Origin of the sequence: Priestia megaterium (assembly GCF_046599315.1) — a bacterium.
Lineage (GTDB): Bacteria > Bacillota > Bacilli > Bacillales > Bacillaceae_H > Priestia > Priestia megaterium_F.
The window spans coordinates 41443-57073 of sequence record NZ_JBKIKC010000027.1; the positions used below are offsets into that span (position 1 = coordinate 41443).

General features: G+C 39.8%; 11 protein-coding genes and 2 rRNA genes. 11 read left to right on the top strand and 2 right to left on the bottom strand.

Annotated elements, in window-relative coordinates; translation table 11 throughout:
* The first annotated feature begins 10 nt into the window (after positions 1–10).
* Complete coding sequence (locus ACLHDF_RS31815; RefSeq protein WP_413922322.1) at positions 11–580, top strand: TetR/AcrR family transcriptional regulator; 570 nt, start codon at positions 11–13, stop codon at positions 578–580.
* A 52-nt stretch (positions 581–632) separates the two neighbouring features.
* On the opposite strand, the gene ACLHDF_RS31820 is transcribed toward ACLHDF_RS31815, so the two are convergent.
* Complete coding sequence (locus ACLHDF_RS31820) at positions 633–2804, bottom strand: peptidoglycan D,D-transpeptidase FtsI family protein (RefSeq protein ID WP_413922323.1); 2172 nt, start codon at positions 2802–2804, stop codon at positions 633–635.
* A 279-nt stretch (positions 2805–3083) separates the two neighbouring features.
* On the opposite strand from ACLHDF_RS31820, the gene ACLHDF_RS31825 reads away from it, so the two are divergent.
* The 4 genes from ACLHDF_RS31825 (at position 3084) to ACLHDF_RS31840 (ending at position 7902) form a co-directional block, all read left to right on the top strand.
* A complete protein-coding gene (locus tag ACLHDF_RS31825) occupies positions 3084–4373 on the top strand; it encodes an ABC transporter substrate-binding protein (RefSeq protein WP_274157988.1) in 1290 nt (429 codons plus the stop codon).
* A gap of 149 nt (positions 4374–4522) precedes the next feature.
* Positions 4523–6343 carry a cache domain-containing sensor histidine kinase gene (locus ACLHDF_RS31830; RefSeq protein WP_413922324.1) on the top strand — a complete coding sequence of 607 codons (1821 nt, stop codon included), beginning with the start codon at positions 4523–4525 and terminating at the stop codon, positions 6341–6343.
* Positions 6321–7535 carry a response regulator gene (locus ACLHDF_RS31835; RefSeq protein ID WP_413922325.1) on the top strand — a complete coding sequence of 405 codons (1215 nt, stop codon included), beginning with the start codon at positions 6321–6323 and terminating at the stop codon, positions 7533–7535. The genes ACLHDF_RS31830 and ACLHDF_RS31835 overlap by 23 nt, the downstream gene beginning before the upstream one ends.
* A gap of 103 nt (positions 7536–7638) precedes the next feature.
* Positions 7639–7902, top strand: coding sequence for a helix-turn-helix domain-containing protein (locus ACLHDF_RS31840; RefSeq protein WP_268587899.1), 264 nt, complete (start codon positions 7639–7641; stop codon positions 7900–7902).
* Between the two features lie 38 nt (positions 7903–7940).
* Here the strand turns inward: ACLHDF_RS31840 and yhfH are convergent, their stop codons facing one another.
* Positions 7941–8072 (bottom strand): protein YhfH, encoded by a 132-nt coding sequence (gene yhfH / locus ACLHDF_RS31845; protein ID WP_413922326.1) that lies wholly within the window; start codon positions 8070–8072, stop codon positions 7941–7943.
* Between the two features lie 227 nt (positions 8073–8299).
* On the opposite strand from yhfH, the gene ACLHDF_RS31850 reads away from it, so the two are divergent.
* The 6 genes from ACLHDF_RS31850 to ACLHDF_RS31875 all read left to right on the top strand — a co-directional run.
* On the top strand, positions 8300–9034 hold the full coding sequence (locus tag ACLHDF_RS31850; protein WP_413922327.1) for an MBL fold metallo-hydrolase: 735 nt from the start codon (positions 8300–8302) through the stop codon (positions 9032–9034).
* Positions 9035–9046: 12 nt separating this feature from the next.
* The gene (locus ACLHDF_RS31855) at positions 9047–10036 is read left to right on the top strand and encodes a lipoate--protein ligase (protein ID WP_413922328.1); all 990 of its coding nucleotides are present in this window, start codon (positions 9047–9049) and stop codon (positions 10034–10036) included.
* 163 nt (positions 10037–10199) lie between these two features.
* Positions 10200–11732, top strand: a complete 1533-nt coding sequence (locus tag ACLHDF_RS31860) for a fatty acid--CoA ligase family protein (RefSeq protein WP_413922329.1) — start codon at positions 10200–10202, stop codon at positions 11730–11732.
* 35 nt (positions 11733–11767) lie between these two features.
* Positions 11768–12556: an enoyl-CoA hydratase-related protein gene (locus tag ACLHDF_RS31865; protein WP_413922330.1), complete on the top strand. Its 789-nt coding sequence runs from the start codon at positions 11768–11770 to the stop codon at positions 12554–12556.
* A gap of 32 nt (positions 12557–12588) precedes the next feature.
* Positions 12589–14140: ribosomal RNA gene (locus ACLHDF_RS31870) — 16S ribosomal RNA — on the top strand.
* Positions 14141–14379: 239 nt separating this feature from the next.
* Positions 14380–15631 (top strand): 23S ribosomal RNA (locus tag ACLHDF_RS31875); the annotation flags it as partial.

Sequence of the window (15631 nt, forward strand, 5' to 3'; positions counted from 1 at the left end):
AGGGGATAACGTGGCTATAGACCGAAAGCAATCAGTTGTTGATGCAGCGTCAAAATCATTTGCGCTGTTTGGATATAAAGCAACGACTATGGAGCAAGTGGCGAAGCTTGCAAATGTCGGAAAAGGAACAATTTATACTTTTTTTAAAAACAAAGAAGAGTTATTTGATGAAATTGTTACACGAATGATTCGAGAAATGACAGATGCAGCCGAAACTGTCATTGACAGCAACCGTCCGTTTTTCGAAAATGCCCAAGCAGCTATCTTTCGAATCTTAGAATTCCGCACCGAGCATCAGCTTATGCTAAAGTTGGTACAGGAACAGCAGTTAGGCACTACAGCAGTGCAGGAAGTGCTGGTGCGAGTAGAAGAAGAGATTTTGACTTATATAAAAAACAAAATTGAAATTGCGATTTCTAAAAAAGAAATCAAACTGTGTGACCCGGAGCTCACAGCTTTTTTATTACTTAAAATGTACATTGCACTTGTCTATGATTGGGAAAAACGGCATGAGCCGCTCTCAGAAGAAAAAATTGCTGAATTAATTGAACTATACTTTTTACGCGGTCTATCTCAGTGAGATGGGCTTTTTTCATAGAAAAAACAAAAAAGGTCTCGTGACGAGCCCTTTTTTATTGTTCAGTAGTATCTTTTTTTACACCATTTAATTCTGTATTTCCTGTTTTTGCATCTTCTTCTTTTTGTTCTACTTCTTTTTCGCCTTCTTTTTTAAGGTCGAAGTAAGCTTTAATAGAATCGCCTGTAATGGTTTTACTTAACGTGTTAGATGTACCTGCTACATAAGCAGAAGGGATAACAACCGCTACGGCTACTTCAGGATTATCATAAGGTGCGTATGAAACGAACGTAGAGTTACGAACGCTTACGCCTTTATTAAAGGTTTCGGCTGTCCCTGATTTACCAGCAATGTTATACTGACGATATTTTCCTGTATTAAGTAAACGTCCTGTACCATGTGAGCTAGTAACTACGCGGCGGAAGCCTTGCTTAACAAGGTCAATTTCCGATTGACTCATTGTAATACGGTTTAACACTTCTGGTTCAACAGAACTTTGAATACTTCCTTTTAGCTCGCTATCAAGCTCAGGCTCGCGAATTTCTTTTACTAGATGCGGTTTCATGCGATAGCCGCCGTTTGCAATTGTTGAGATGTACTGGACAAGCTGAAGCGGTGTGTACGTATCATACTGTCCAATACCAAAATCCAACGCTTTCCCTGGTTCGTTTGTGACGCTGTTACGAATACCCGTAGATTCGTTTTCTAGGTCAATTCCCGTTGAAATTCCAAGGCCAAATTGGCTATAGTATGAGCGCAGCTTATTAAAGATAGACGGTGGAATGTTCAGCTTGCCGCCAGGGCGGTACGTTTCACCGGCCATACTCATAACGGTGCGGTACATGAATACGTTTGATGATTGTTCCAGTGCTTTTTCGATTCCAGTAGCCCCCATATTATGTGAAGACTTTTTCTTCGTGCCCCCAGCAAATGTCATTGGTGCATCATAAAATACCGTGCCGGGCTGAATAGCGCCTGAGTCCAGACCTGCAAGAACAGTAGCTCCTTTTACAGCCGAACCTACTTCATAAGAAGTGGTCATGTTACCAAGAGCAAAATCTTGCACTTTTCGTGCGCCTGTCTTTTTATCAGTAACGAGCTGTTTCCCACCCATCGCTAAAATATCTCCTGTATGAGGATCCATCATGATAGCAAAAGCACGATCCATTAATCGTGAACCAGCCGCTCCGGATGTCACAGCTTTTGTTAAGATATCTTCAACCTGCTTTTGCAGCTCCATATCAATTGTTAAAATTAAGTCACTGCCGCGCTGGCCTTCTGTAACGGTCTCTTGGCTCACTAAGTTGCCGGAGCGGTCCGTGACGTTTTTCACGCGGGCTTTTTGACCGCGAAGGACGTCTTCATACTGCTTTTCTAAGTAGCTTTTTCCTACTCGGTCGTTACGGCTGTAACCGTGTGATAAGTAGTACTGTAAGTTTTCGCTTGGCAAGCCTTCATCTGCTGATGTGATTTTACCAAGCAATGTGCTAAGTAAGCCATCGTATGTATACATACGGTCCCAGTAAGTTGTCGTATCAACACCCGGCAAGTTACCTAATTGTTCACTAATAACGGCAAGTTCTTTATCGGTTAAGCCGCTTTTAATAATTTGAGCGGTTAAGGCATATCCGCCTTCCATCTTGCTTTTAATGGCAATTACTTCAAGGTCGTCTTTCACCGATAGAAGTTCATTTTTGGTGATGCGCTTCAGCTGAAGAGGATACAAATCGTCTTCAGTGATTTTGCCTTCTTTCACTTTTTGTTTATCCGCTGCGGTAATTTTTTGTGCAGCTGCTTTTGGATGAGTTGCAATCCAATAATCTTTTAAGTCGCGTTCTGTTAGCTTAATCGTATTTTTATCTTTCTTTTTATCCGATTTGCCAAACACGTCTGTCGTAACAGGGACGTCAATAAGAGTGGCAAGCTTTTTAGCTACTTTTAGCTTATCTTCTTGAGTGACTCCCTTCAAACGCGTGTACGTGACAGCGTTCAACGGTTTATTATCCACGATAACGCGGTCGTAGCGGTCTAGCATCTTTCCGCGAGGAACCGGTGAATCTACCGTTTCATCTTCTGTTTTTTCAACTTCTCGTTTATAGTTCTCTCCGTAGACAATCTGTACGAAGCCTAATCGTAAAATGAGTGCAGAAAAAAGCAGGAAAACCACAATAAACAGCCAGTTAATTCGAAATGAGACATGTGTTTTTTTGCGCTTTTTAGTTTTCATGTAAACCCCTTCACTTTGTTTATACAAGTTAAAAAATTCATAAATTTTCTTATGAATCTATCACTCTACATATTAACATAATTTTGTCTATAAATGTTATTAGGTGGAATAAAACAGACAAAAAATTTATAGAATTTTTTTGCGCAAGAAAGAGAGCTATCGAAGCGTGCTGAAGGTGGTGTTCAATATTTTCCACTCGGTTGTTCAATATTGTTACCTGTTCAAATGTCCTAGAATCGGTAAAATAAAGAGAGATAGATATCAAGGGGGGCAAAATGAATGAAAATGAAAAGGCTTTCAATAATGTCTGGCGTGTTAGCAACATCACTTTTATTTGCGACAGCATGTTCAAACTCGGGTACGGATTCAAAAGCAAGTAAATCTGCAGGTTCAGGTGATCAAGTCGTTATTGATATGTTCCAGTTCAAAGTGGAAATTGCAGATCAGCTGAAAGAATTAACGGATGAATATACAAAAGAACATCCAAACGTAAAGTTTAACATCCAAACAGTCGGCGGAGGTGCGGACTATGGTGCAGCATTAAAAGCACAGTTTGCCTCTGGAAATGAACCTGATATCTTTAATAACGGAGGTTTCCAAGAAGCACAAACGTGGAAGGATAAATTAGAAGATTTATCTGATCAGCCGTGGGTAGATAATTTATACGATATTGCCAAAGAACCGATGACAATGGACGGGAAAATCTATGGTCAGCCGCTAAACTTAGAAGGTTATGGTTTTATTTATAATAAAGATTTATTTGAAAAAGCAGGCATTAAAGAATTGCCTAAGACGCTTTCAGAATTAGAAGCAGCTTCTAAAAAGCTTAAAGCAAAAGGCATTACGCCGTTTTCTAATGGATACGGCGAGTGGTGGGTACTAGGTAACCACTTATTTAATATTCCAATGGCGCAGCAAGATGATCCAGATGCTTTTATTAAAGGCCTAAATGAAGGAAAAGCAAAATTTGAAGGCAATGAAACATTTAAGCAATTTATGAATCTGTTCGATTTAACGTTAAAGTATGGAAATAAAAACCCATTAACGACAGATTATAATACCCAAGTTACTCAATTTGCTTCTGGTGAAACAGCAATGATGCAACAGGGGAACTGGACGGTAAATATGATCACAAAAATTAATCCGGACATGAAAATGGGCTTTATCCCAATGCCAATCAGCAACGATGCGAAGAAAAATGATAAATTAGCAATCGGGGTTCCAAATAACTGGGTAGTGAACAAAAATGCGCCAGATGCAGATAAAAAAGCAGCGAAGGAATTCTTAAATTGGATGGTTTCTTCTAAAGAAGGGCAAAAATTCTTAGTTGAAAAGTTCAAGTTCATTCCAGCGTTCAAAAATATTGATGGAAAAGGAATCGATTCTTTATCTGATGATATCTTAAAATACTCTGAAGAAGGCAAAACATTATCTTGGAACTGGTTTAAGTATCCGGAAGGAACGGTTCAAGAAGTCGGAGCAGCAATGCAGTCCTATGCAGGCAAGCAAATGACGGAAGAAGAGTTTATGAAGAAATTAGATACGATTTGGGCAAAAATGAAGAAATAAACGAGAAGTCCGCGTGTAAAATGCGGACTTTTTAGTATGAAAAAATAGCTGGTTAGATTCATAGTTTTGAAAAAATAATAGTTAATTGAAAGCGCTTTTAATGTATAATGATAGTCATAATGTATGACATTAGTCAAAGGAGGTTGTTTGTGAAAGGCTGGAGTATACGCAAGAAATTGATTTTGTTTTTTCTATTCGCAACAGTTATTCCATTTTTAATTTCAACAATTTTTACGTATCAATACACAAAAGAAACGGTTAAAAATCGATTTATTTCTACTAACTATCAAGTTATTAAAAATGGAAGCAACGATTTGAGCGATTACTTAAATGAAATTGCTAATATTACGAAAAGGCTGTACGGCTATCACCCATTTATTAAAGTGTTAGATGAAGGCGTATCGAGTGACCTAGGAGCCAATCAGCTGGAAATATCACGAACTCTTCTTTATTTATATAATACTCGTCCAGAGATTGAACAGCTCCATCTTTATATTGAAAATGGGCATGACTCGTATACTGTCTATAATTCGAAAGTGAGCAGCAGAGGGAAGTACGACAATATTTACACTCAGCCTTACTATTCTTATTTAAACAAAAACCATGAATTTCTTGCCGTTGAGCCTACCCATGAAATTTATAGCTATAATAATTTATCAACGTTAATTGAGTCACTACCAAATCAAGTGATTAGCTTTCATCAGCGAATTGATGAAATTCCATCAGACAAGTTGTTAGCTTATCTATCTTTAGACATTAACATGACACAAATTCAATCTATATCGCAGCGTTTATACAATGAAGAGTCAGAAGATTTTTATTTAATGAACAATAAAGGGAAGGTTTTGTATTCCTCGGATTCAAAGGTTATTGGAAAAAACGAGAACTACCCGTGGCTAAAGGCTCTTACGTCCCAAGAAGATCACAGTATGGAATGGGAAGATAAAAGCTTCTCAGGAGTATTAATGTATGAAAAGCTTAAACAGCCTTTTGAAGACTTGTACATTGTGAAGCGAATTCCTTACAGCGTTTTATATGAGGATGCGCGGAAGACAGCACTTATGAATGTATTAATTGGCCTACCATTTTTGTGTATGCTCGTTATCGCTACGCTCTTTATATCCGTCCGTTTTACACAGCCGATTAACGTGTTAATTCGCAATATGAAAGAAGTGGAAAAAGGATCATTTGAGGTCCGGTTTAAATCGCTTGGAAACGATGAATTTGGTGTTTTAGGAAGGCACTTTACCTCTATGGTGGAAACAATTAATGACTTGATTGAACGTAAATTCCGATTGGAGTTAGAAAATAAATCAACGCAGCTAAAAGTGCTGCAGTCACAAATTAATCCACATTTTTTATACAACGCATTTCAATCGATTGGAACTCTTGCCCTTAAGCATAAAGCAGTTGAAGTGTATTCTTTATTAACCTCCCTTTCACATATTATGCGGTACAGCATGAATATGAAAGAGGATATTGTTACCTTAAAGCAAGAAGTCGATCATGTAAAAGCTTTCTTAAGCCTACAGAAACAGAGGTTTGGTTCAAAGTTTGAGTATGAGTTAAATATCGAAAAAGAGGCCGAACTTATACGAATACCAAAAATGATTTTGCAGCCCCTTGTTGAGAATTCTTTTAAGCATGGGTTCGAAACCCGAACAGGCAGCGGAAAACTGTTGATTTCAGCGAAGTTGAACGGCGAAGAACTGATTCTGACCGTTTCTGATAATGGAAAAGGCATAGGGCAACAAGAATTAAATCAATTAAAAACGAGACTTCAGCAATCGTATCATCAAACAGATGAGCACATTGGGTTGCAAAATATTTACGAACGGCTTCGCATCTACTATGGAGATAGTGCTTTAATGCAAATTAGTAGTCAAGAAAATCACGATTTTACCGTTATCATAAAGCTAACAACAATTGAAGAAAAGAGGGATAGTGATGAAAGTATTAATCGTGGATGATGAAGAGCATGTAAGGGAAGGAATAAAGCTGCTTGGACAGTGGGAAGAGCATGAAATTACAGATGTGATAGAAGCCGATAGCGGTGAGCAAGCGATTGCGCTTATTGAGGATCACGGACCGGAAATCATCTTTACAGATATGAAGATGCCTAATATAGATGGAATTGCTTTGTTGGAGTGGATTAAAGAAAATTCGCCTTCTAGCAAAACCATTGTGGTAACAGGGTATGATGACTATCACTATATGCGTAAGGCTATTCATTTTGGAAGTACAGATTATATTCTAAAACCAGTAGACCCTTCGATTTTAAACGATACGCTTATACGAGCTGTAACCCAATGGAAAAAAGAAGAAGAGTCCAGAAAAGTTCATAATAGCAGCTATCGTTTAATTAATGAAATGAAGCCGATTTATCGAGATCGAAAATTAACTCAGTTAATGAACAATTATCTGCTAAATCAATCAATCTATGAAGAGTTTGGTTTTCATCTAAGTAGAGAATATGAAGTGGGTATCGTACGTGTAGATGAAGCCATTATTCGTTCTTTTGGCGGTGATCGGGATTTAGCCTATTTTTCGATTTTAAATGTAATCAATGAAATACTGATGACAGAAGAAAATGGGGTGGCCTTCCGTTATTTATCAAACAAGTGGGAAATCATCATTATATTTTGGAATGATTTTGAAAGCATTTCCTCTTTACTAACAGCTTTATATACAGCAATTCGCCGTACGCTAGATGTGAGTTGCCGGATTGCAAGAGGGTGCAAAGTCTCTTCTATTGATCAGCTAATGAAATCCTATGGACATGCTAAAAAATCGCTTTTATTAAGCAATGTCCTTGATCAAAATAAAGTGAAGGTATACAGCGAGCAAGATGTTTTAGCAAGTGCTTTATTAATAAATATGATGGATTATAACAGTAAAATAGAAGAAGCGCTGCAAGTAGGAAAGTTTGAAGCGTTTTTGCCGGTATTCAACGAAATTATCACAGCTTTTGAAGCACAAAATTATCTATCATTAAAGCAAATTCTGCATTTTGAGCAGGAATATCAGGTGTTAAGTCAGCATTGGTTAAAAAGATACCACATTCCTTATACGGTAAATAACGGTCCTGAATATGTTCTTTCTTTTTTCTATAACCAAGATGGACAGTTTCAGTTAGCAAAATATGTAGAGAAAGAAGCGTGAAGTACGACGTTTTTTAAAAGTAGTAAAAAGGTATAGCAAGCAAAACAATCGCGACGTTATTTACGAGATAGAAGAATATTTGCAACATAATTTTCATCGAGATGTGAAACTCCAAGAAATATCAGAACGTTTCTATTTAAGCCGTGAATATATTTCAAGAAAATTTAAGCAAGAATTTCAAGAAAACATTTCAGACTATATGGTGAAAGTCAGAATGAATAAAGCTAAATCACTTTTACTAAATGAAGAACTAAAAATCTATGAAATTGCCAATATGATTGGGTATCATGATGATAAATACTTTCGAAAAGTGTTTAAAAAAGTAGAAGGCATTACGCCCAATGAGTATCGCAGTTTGACCGTATAAAAAAGCTAAAACTGTTTTATAACAGTTTTAGCTTTTTTTTATTTCATTACATCTAGACAGTGATCGCATTTGTTTCCGTAGCACTCATGCTGTTCATCGATGTCATTGCCACATTCTACGCACTTTTTATTGGGTAATCTTTTGAAAAATTCAGTCATTTTTTCTAACATTTTAAATCCCCTCCGTTGTTTTGTTATTAACATTGTATTATAACAGATAATAAAATGTCAATGATGTTTTATAACAATTTAGCCTATTTTGATATTCTAAGTAGTTATTTGTTATATAACAATGAGTTATTTCGATAAAGTTACGGAAACAGATGCCTTTCAGTTAGTTTTCAAAAAAAAGTAGGGTATACTGAACGTAGTAAAAATAGTACGAAAGGGTGATTGAAGTGAAAGTAACTGTTATTGGTTTTTGGGGAGGTTATCCCGCTGTTTCAGAAGCTACTTCTAGTTATTTAGTTGAGCACGATGGATTTAAGCTGCTTGTTGATTGTGGAAGCGGTGCATTGGCTCAGCTGCAAAAATATGTAAAGCCAGAAGAAATAGATGCTATGATTTTATCTCATTATCATCACGATCACGTGGCTGACGTTGGAGTGTTTCAATATGCTCGCCTCATTCAGACTCATCTAGGAAACTCTGTTAGAGAACTTTCTATTTACGGACATACATATGATCAGGAAAGCTTCAGCAAACTTACTCACAAAGGAATTACCAAAGGGGTAGAATATGATCCGAGTCAAAAACTTGAAGTTGGACCTTTTACAATCGAATTTATGAAAACGAAACATCCAGTCGTTTGTTATGCCATGAAAATAAGTGTGGGCAATCAAACCTTTGTATACACAGCGGACTCTAGTTATTTAGAAGAGTTTGTTTCCTTCTCAGAGAATGCAGATCTTCTTATTTGTGAATGTAATTTTTATGCAAATCAAGATGGAAGCGGCGCTGGACACATGACGAGTAGAGAAGCCGGTACACTTGCTTCTAAAGCAGAAGTCAAACATCTCATGCTTACTCACCTTCCGCACTACGGAGAACATCAACAGCTAATAGAGGAAGCTGCTGCTCATTATAGAGGTACGCTTACATTAGCCGAATCAGGATATGTATGGGAAGAATAAGGAGGAAAATGAATGTTATTTATTGATAATCAAAAAAACTATGATCCCCGAATTAACTTAGCAATTGAAGAATATGCACTCAAGCATTTAGATATTAATGAAACATATCTGCTGTTTTATATCAATGAACCTTCTATTATCATTGGGAAAAACCAGAATACCATTGAGGAGATTAATACAAAGTATGTTGAAGATCAGCATATTCATGTAGTGCGACGTCTATCGGGAGGCGGTGCCGTTTATCATGATAAAGGAAATTTAAACTTCAGCTTTATTACGAAAGACGATGGAAATAGCTTTCATAATTTTAAAAAGTTTACCGAGCCAGTCGTTGCAGCTTTAAAGAAATTAGGTGTTAATGCTGAGTTAAGCGGACGAAATGATTTAATGGCAGAAGGACGGAAAATTTCTGGAAATGCGCAGTTTTCGACGAAAGGAAGAATGTTCAGCCATGGAACTCTTCTTTTTGATTCAGAAATTGAAAACGTCGTATCAGCGTTAAAAGTAAAAAAAGATAAAATTGAATCCAAAGGTATTAAGTCCATTCGAAATAGAGTAGCGAATATCAGTGAATTTTTAGAACAGAAAGTAACAGTGGAAGAATTTAGAGAAATGCTGCTTCGCTATATTTTTGAAGGAGAAGAAAATATAACAGAATATAAACTCACGGAAAAAGATTGGGAAATAATTCATCAAATCTCTAAAGAGCGCTATCAGTCATGGGATTGGAACTATGGAAAATCACCTAAATTTAACTTACAGCACTCTCATCGCTTTCCGGTGGGGCAAATTGATGTTCGTTTAGAAGTGAATAAAGGAAAAATTGATGCCTGCACCATTTATGGAGATTTCTTTGGGGTGGGAGATGTTCAGGAAGTACAGGAAAAATTAACGGGTGTTCGTTATGAAAAAGCTTCTATCGAACAAGCCTTAGAGGATGTCGATATTCCACATTATTTTGGTAATATTACAAAAGAAGAGTTTGTTGAATTAATCTATTAAGAAAAAGTCTGCTACATCAGGCTTTTTTCTTTTTACATAGATGAGTCTTGTCAATAGAACAACACTAACATTATAATAGAATAGAAGAAGTAAGAATTTTTCCATTATTATGACTTAATAATGAATGGTTGTTCATTCATTATTAAAAGGAGGAAGTTATGAGATGAATTTGTCAGCACAGCTTCATAAAACAGCTGAGCGATTTCCACAAAAGTCGGCATATGTTTTTATGGGCCAGGAAACATCTTATGAAGAACTTGATGCATCGATATCTAAATTTGCTAATGGTCTGAAGCAATTAGGTGTAAAAAAAGGAGATCATATCGCCTTGATTGTCGGCAACTCGCCTCATTTTGTTATTGGATTGTACGGTGCGCTTCGAGTAGGAGCTACTGTTATACCCATTAATCCTATTTACACAGCGGATGAAATTAGCTACATGCTTCAGGATGGAGATGTAAAAGCAGTTATTGCAGTTGATTTACTTCTCCCCATTATAAAGAAAATCGTTGGACACACTCCATTCTTGGAACATGTTATTTTATGTGAAACAACAGGTAAAGTAGAAAATATACCATCTTATTTTCACACGTTTTCGCACGTTGTAAACAGAGGGGAAGCTACATATGATTTCCTGGAGTTAAAAGAAGAAGATGTGGCCATCATTTTATATACGTCAGGAACAACTGGAAAACCAAAGGGAGCTATGCTTACGCATAAGAATATTTATTCAAACGCTCAAGACGTAGCAAATTATTTGAGTATAAATGGGAATGACCGAGTCGTAGCTGCTTTGCCTATGTTTCACGTATTTTGTTTAACTGTTTCATTAAATGCGCCTTTAATGAATGGAGGAACGATATTAATCGAACCAAAATTCAGCCCATCTTCTATCTTTGAATTAATTCAAAATCGACAAGCGACCATTTTTGCCGGCGTTCCGACAATGTATAATTTCTTACTTCAGCATGAGAAAGGGAAAAAAGAGCACTTCCATACCATAAGGCTTTGTATATCAGGAGGGGCATCAATGCCGGTGGCGCTTCTAACTCATTTTGAGCGTAAATTTGGGGTAATGGTAGCAGAAGGGTATGGATTATCCGAGGCGTCTCCTGTGACATGTTTTAATCCGATCGATCGAGAGAGAAAAGCCGGTTCTATAGGTACATCTATAATGAATGTAGAGAATAAAGTGGTAAATGAACTAGGAGAAGAAGTGGAGGTAGGACAAGTTGGCGAGCTTATTGTTAAAGGTCCTAATGTAATGAAAGGCTATTACAAGCTTCCTGAAGACACAGAATATGCGCTTCGAGATGGTTGGCTGTATACAGGTGACTTAGCAAGGATGGATAAGGAAGGTTATTTTTATATCGTTGACCGTAAAAAGGATTTAATTATTGTAGGAGGATATAACGTTTATCCTCGCGAAGTAGAAGAAGTGCTGTATGCGCATCCGAATATTGTAGAAGTGGCTGTTATCGGAGTCCCTGATCCTTCTTTAGGCGAATGCGTAAAGAGTTACGTGGTTTGCAATAATCAAGGGGTAACGGAAGAGAATCTTCTTGCCTACTGCAAAGAGCACCTAGCTAAATATAAAGTGCCAAGTGAAATTGAATTTTTAAAAGAACTTCCTAAAAATACAACAGGTAAAATTTTAAGGCGTGCACTCAAGCAGCAGGTATCTCAGGAAAAATAAAATGAAAGCGATTCCAAATTTGAGGCGGTGAAAAGATGTCATCTATTTCTTACGAAATGAAAGAACATGTCGCGCACGTAATACTAAATCGTCCTGAAGCGATGAATGCTTTTAATTACGATATGCTAAAAGAATTGGAAGAAGTAATTGAAGAAATTCGTGTTCAAAAAGACATTCGAGTTGTGACGTTTAAAGGGGCAGGTGAAAAATCTTTTAGTGTAGGCGCTGATTTAAAAGAGCGTAAAACCCTTTCTGATCAAGAGGTAAAGCGCAATATTTACAAAATAGGAGAAGTGTTTTCTAAGATAGAGCAGCTTCCTCAGCCAACGATAGCAATCATCAATGGATATGCATTTGGAGGGGGAATGGAGCTGGCTTTAGCATGTGATTTTCGGATTGCTTTAACAGAAGCGCTTATGGGTTTAACGGAAACTAGCTTAGCAATTATACCAGGTGCAGGAGGAACACAGCGTCTCCCTCGGCTAGTTGGGGAAGCAAAAGCAATGGAACTAATTTTAACAGCTCAGCGTCTCTCAGCATCAGAAGCGAAAGAATGTGGTCTAATAACGAAGGTAGCTCCTGGATATGAAATAGAAGAAACAATAGATATTTTTATTTCTCTGTTATTAAAAAATGGGCCAATCGCACTTCAGCAAGCAAAATTTGCTATCAAAGAGGGAATGAAGGTAGATTTGCAGACTGGTTTGCAAATTGAACGAAAAGCATATGAATTAACGATCCCGACAGAAGATCGTCTAGAAGCACTCCAAGCATTTGCTGAGAAGTCTTTGAAAACTGAACAAAGCGACAAACGTCAACGTTAATTTTTTTATTTTATATGAGCAAGTCAAACATTTCTTCGGAGAGTTTGATCCTGGCTCAGGATGAACGCTGGCGGCGTGCCTAATACATGCAAGTCGAGCGAACTGATTAGAAGCTTGCTTCTATGACGTTAGCGGCGGACGGGTGAGTAACACGTGGGCAACCTACCTGTAAGACTGGGATAACTTCGGGAAACCGAAGCTAATACCGGATAGGATCTTCTCCTTCATGGGAGATGATTGAAAGATGGTTTCGGCTATCACTTACAGATGGGCCCGCGGTGCATTAGCTAGTTGGTGAGGTAACGGCTCACCAAGGCAACGATGCATAGCCGACCTGAGAGGGTGATCGGCCACACTGGGACTGAGACACGGCCCAGACTCCTACGGGAGGCAGCAGTAGGGAATCTTCCGCAATGGACGAAAGTCTGACGGAGCAACGCCGCGTGAGTGATGAAGGCTTTCGGGTCGTAAAACTCTGTTGTTAGGGAAGAACAAGTACGAGAGTAACTGCTCGTACCTTGACGGTACCTAACCAGAAAGCCACGGCTAACTACGTGCCAGCAGCCGCGGTAATACGTAGGTGGCAAGCGTTATCCGGAATTATTGGGCGTAAAGCGCGCGCAGGCGGTTTCTTAAGTCTGATGTGAAAGCCCACGGCTCAACCGTGGAGGGTCATTGGAAACTGGGGAACTTGAGTGCAGAAGAGAAAAGCGGAATTCCACGTGTAGCGGTGAAATGCGTAGAGATGTGGAGGAACACCAGTGGCGAAGGCGGCTTTTTGGTCTGTAACTGACGCTGAGGCGCGAAAGCGTGGGGAGCAAACAGGATTAGATACCCTGGTAGTCCACGCCGTAAACGATGAGTGCTAAGTGTTAGAGGGTTTCCGCCCTTTAGTGCTGCAGCTAACGCATTAAGCACTCCGCCTGGGGAGTACGGTCGCAAGACTGAAACTCAAAGGAATTGACGGGGGCCCGCACAAGCGGTGGAGCATGTGGTTTAATTCGAAGCAACGCGAAGAACCTTACCAGGTCTTGACATCCTCTGACAACTCTAGAGATAGAGCGTTCCCCTTCGGGGGACAGAGTGACAGGTGGTGCATGGTTGTCGTCAGCTCGTGTCGTGAGATGTTGGGTTAAGTCCCGCAACGAGCGCAACCCTTGATCTTAGTTGCCAGCATTAAGTTGGGCACTCTAAGGTGACTGCCGGTGACAAACCGGAGGAAGGTGGGGATGACGTCAAATCATCATGCCCCTTATGACCTGGGCTACACACGTGCTACAATGGATGGTACAAAGGGCTGCAAGACCGCGAGGTCAAGCCAATCCCATAAAACCATTCTCAGTTCGGATTGTAGGCTGCAACTCGCCTACATGAAGCTGGAATCGCTAGTAATCGCGGATCAGCATGCCGCGGTGAATACGTTCCCGGGCCTTGTACACACCGCCCGTCACACCACGAGAGTTTGTAACACCCGAAGTCGGTGGAGTAACCGTAAGGAGCTAGCCGCCTAAGGTGGGACAGATGATTGGGGTGAAGTCGTAACAAGGTAGCCGTATCGGAAGGTGCGGCTGGATCACCTCCTTTCTAAGGATTTTTATAAGACGTACGTTTTGATACTTTGTTCAGTTTTGAGAGAGATTGCGCCTGCGATTACTTGGCGCAAAATCGTAGATATCACAGTGATGTTCATCATGATGTGATTGAAGTCAGTTGTTTTGTTCTTTGAAAACTAGATAACAGTAATAGCTGAGGAAAAGTGAAACTTTTCTTTTAATCAAACCAATAAATAACACAACAGTATGTTGTACCATTTATTCGCTAATGGTTAAGTTAGAAAGGGCGCACGGTGAATGCCTTGGCACTAGGAGCCGATGAAGGACGGGACTAACACCGATATGCTTCGGGGAGCTGTAAGTGAGCTTTGATCCGGAGATTTCCGAATGGGGAAACCCACTGTTCGTAATGGAACAGTATCTTTATCTGAATACATAGGATATTGATGGCAGACCCGGGGAACTGAAACATCTAAGTACCCGGAGGAAGAGAAAGCAAATGCGATTTCCTGAGTAGCGGCGAGCGAAACGGAATTAGCCCAAACCAAGAGGCTTGCCTCTTGGGGTTGTAGGACACTCTATATGGAGTTACAAAGGAACGAAGTAAATGAAGCGACCTGGAAAGGTCCGTCGAAGAAGGTAACAACCCTGTAGTTGAAACTTCGTTCCCTCTTGAGTGGATCCTGAGTACGGCGGAACACGTGAAATTCCGTCGGAATCTGGGAGGACCATCTCCCAAGGCTAAATACTCCCTAGTGACCGATAGTGAACCAGTACCGTGAGGGAAAGGTGAAAAGCACCCCGGAAGGGGAGTGAAAGAGATCCTGAAACCGTGTGCCTACAAGTAGTCAGAGCCCGTTAATGGGTGATGGCGTGCCTTTTGTAGAATGAACCGGCGAGTTACGATCCCATGCAAGGTTAAGCCGATAAGGCGGAGCCGTAGCGAAAGCGAGTCTGAATAGGGCGTTTAGTATGTGGTTGTAGACCCGAAACCAGGTGATCTACCCATGTCCAGGGTGAAGTTCAGGTAACACTGAATGGAGGCCCGAACCCACGCACGTTGAAAAGTGCGGGGATGAGGTGTGGGTAGCGGAGAAATTCCAATCGAACCTGGAGATAGCTGGTTCTCTCCGAAATAGCTTTAGGGCTAGCCTCATGTTGTAAGAGTCTTGGAGGTAGAGCACTGATTGGACTAGGGGCCCCCAACGGGTTACCGAATTCAGTCAAACTCCGAATGCCAAAGACTTATCCATGGGAGTCAGACTGCGAGTGATAAGATCCGTAGTCAAAAGGGAAACAGCCCAGACCACCAGCTAAGGTCCCCAAGTATACGTTAAGTGGAAAAGGATGTGGAGTTGCTTAGACAACCAGGATGTTGGCTTAGAAGCAGCCACCATTTAAAGAGTGCGTAATAGCTCACTGGTCGATGCCTAAGGTTTCCTGAGGAAGGCTCGTCCGCTCAGGGTTAGTCGGGACCTAAGCCGAGGCTGAAAAGCGTAGGCGATGGCCAACAGGTTGATAT

What these genes read in the sequence shown, in the direction of transcription:
- ACLHDF_RS31820 (WP_413922323.1), bottom strand. Translation starts at nt 2,804, where the DNA reads ATGAAAACTAAAAAGCGCAAAAAAACACATGTCTCATTTCGAATTAAC.
- ACLHDF_RS31825 (WP_274157988.1), top strand. Translation starts at nt 3,084, where the DNA reads ATGAAAATGAAAAGGCTTTCAATAATGTCTGGCGTGTTAGCAACATCA.
- ACLHDF_RS31835 (WP_413922325.1), top strand. Translation starts at nt 6,321, where the DNA reads ATGAAAGTATTAATCGTGGATGATGAAGAGCATGTAAGGGAAGGAATA.
- yhfH (WP_413922326.1), bottom strand. Translation starts at nt 8,072, where the DNA reads ATGTTAGAAAAAATGACTGAATTTTTCAAAAGATTACCCAATAAAAAG.
- ACLHDF_RS31855 (WP_413922328.1), top strand. Translation starts at nt 9,047, where the DNA reads ATGTTATTTATTGATAATCAAAAAAACTATGATCCCCGAATTAACTTA.
- ACLHDF_RS31860 (WP_413922329.1), top strand. Translation starts at nt 10,200, where the DNA reads ATGAATTTGTCAGCACAGCTTCATAAAACAGCTGAGCGATTTCCACAA.
- ACLHDF_RS31865 (WP_413922330.1), top strand. Translation starts at nt 11,768, where the DNA reads ATGTCATCTATTTCTTACGAAATGAAAGAACATGTCGCGCACGTAATA.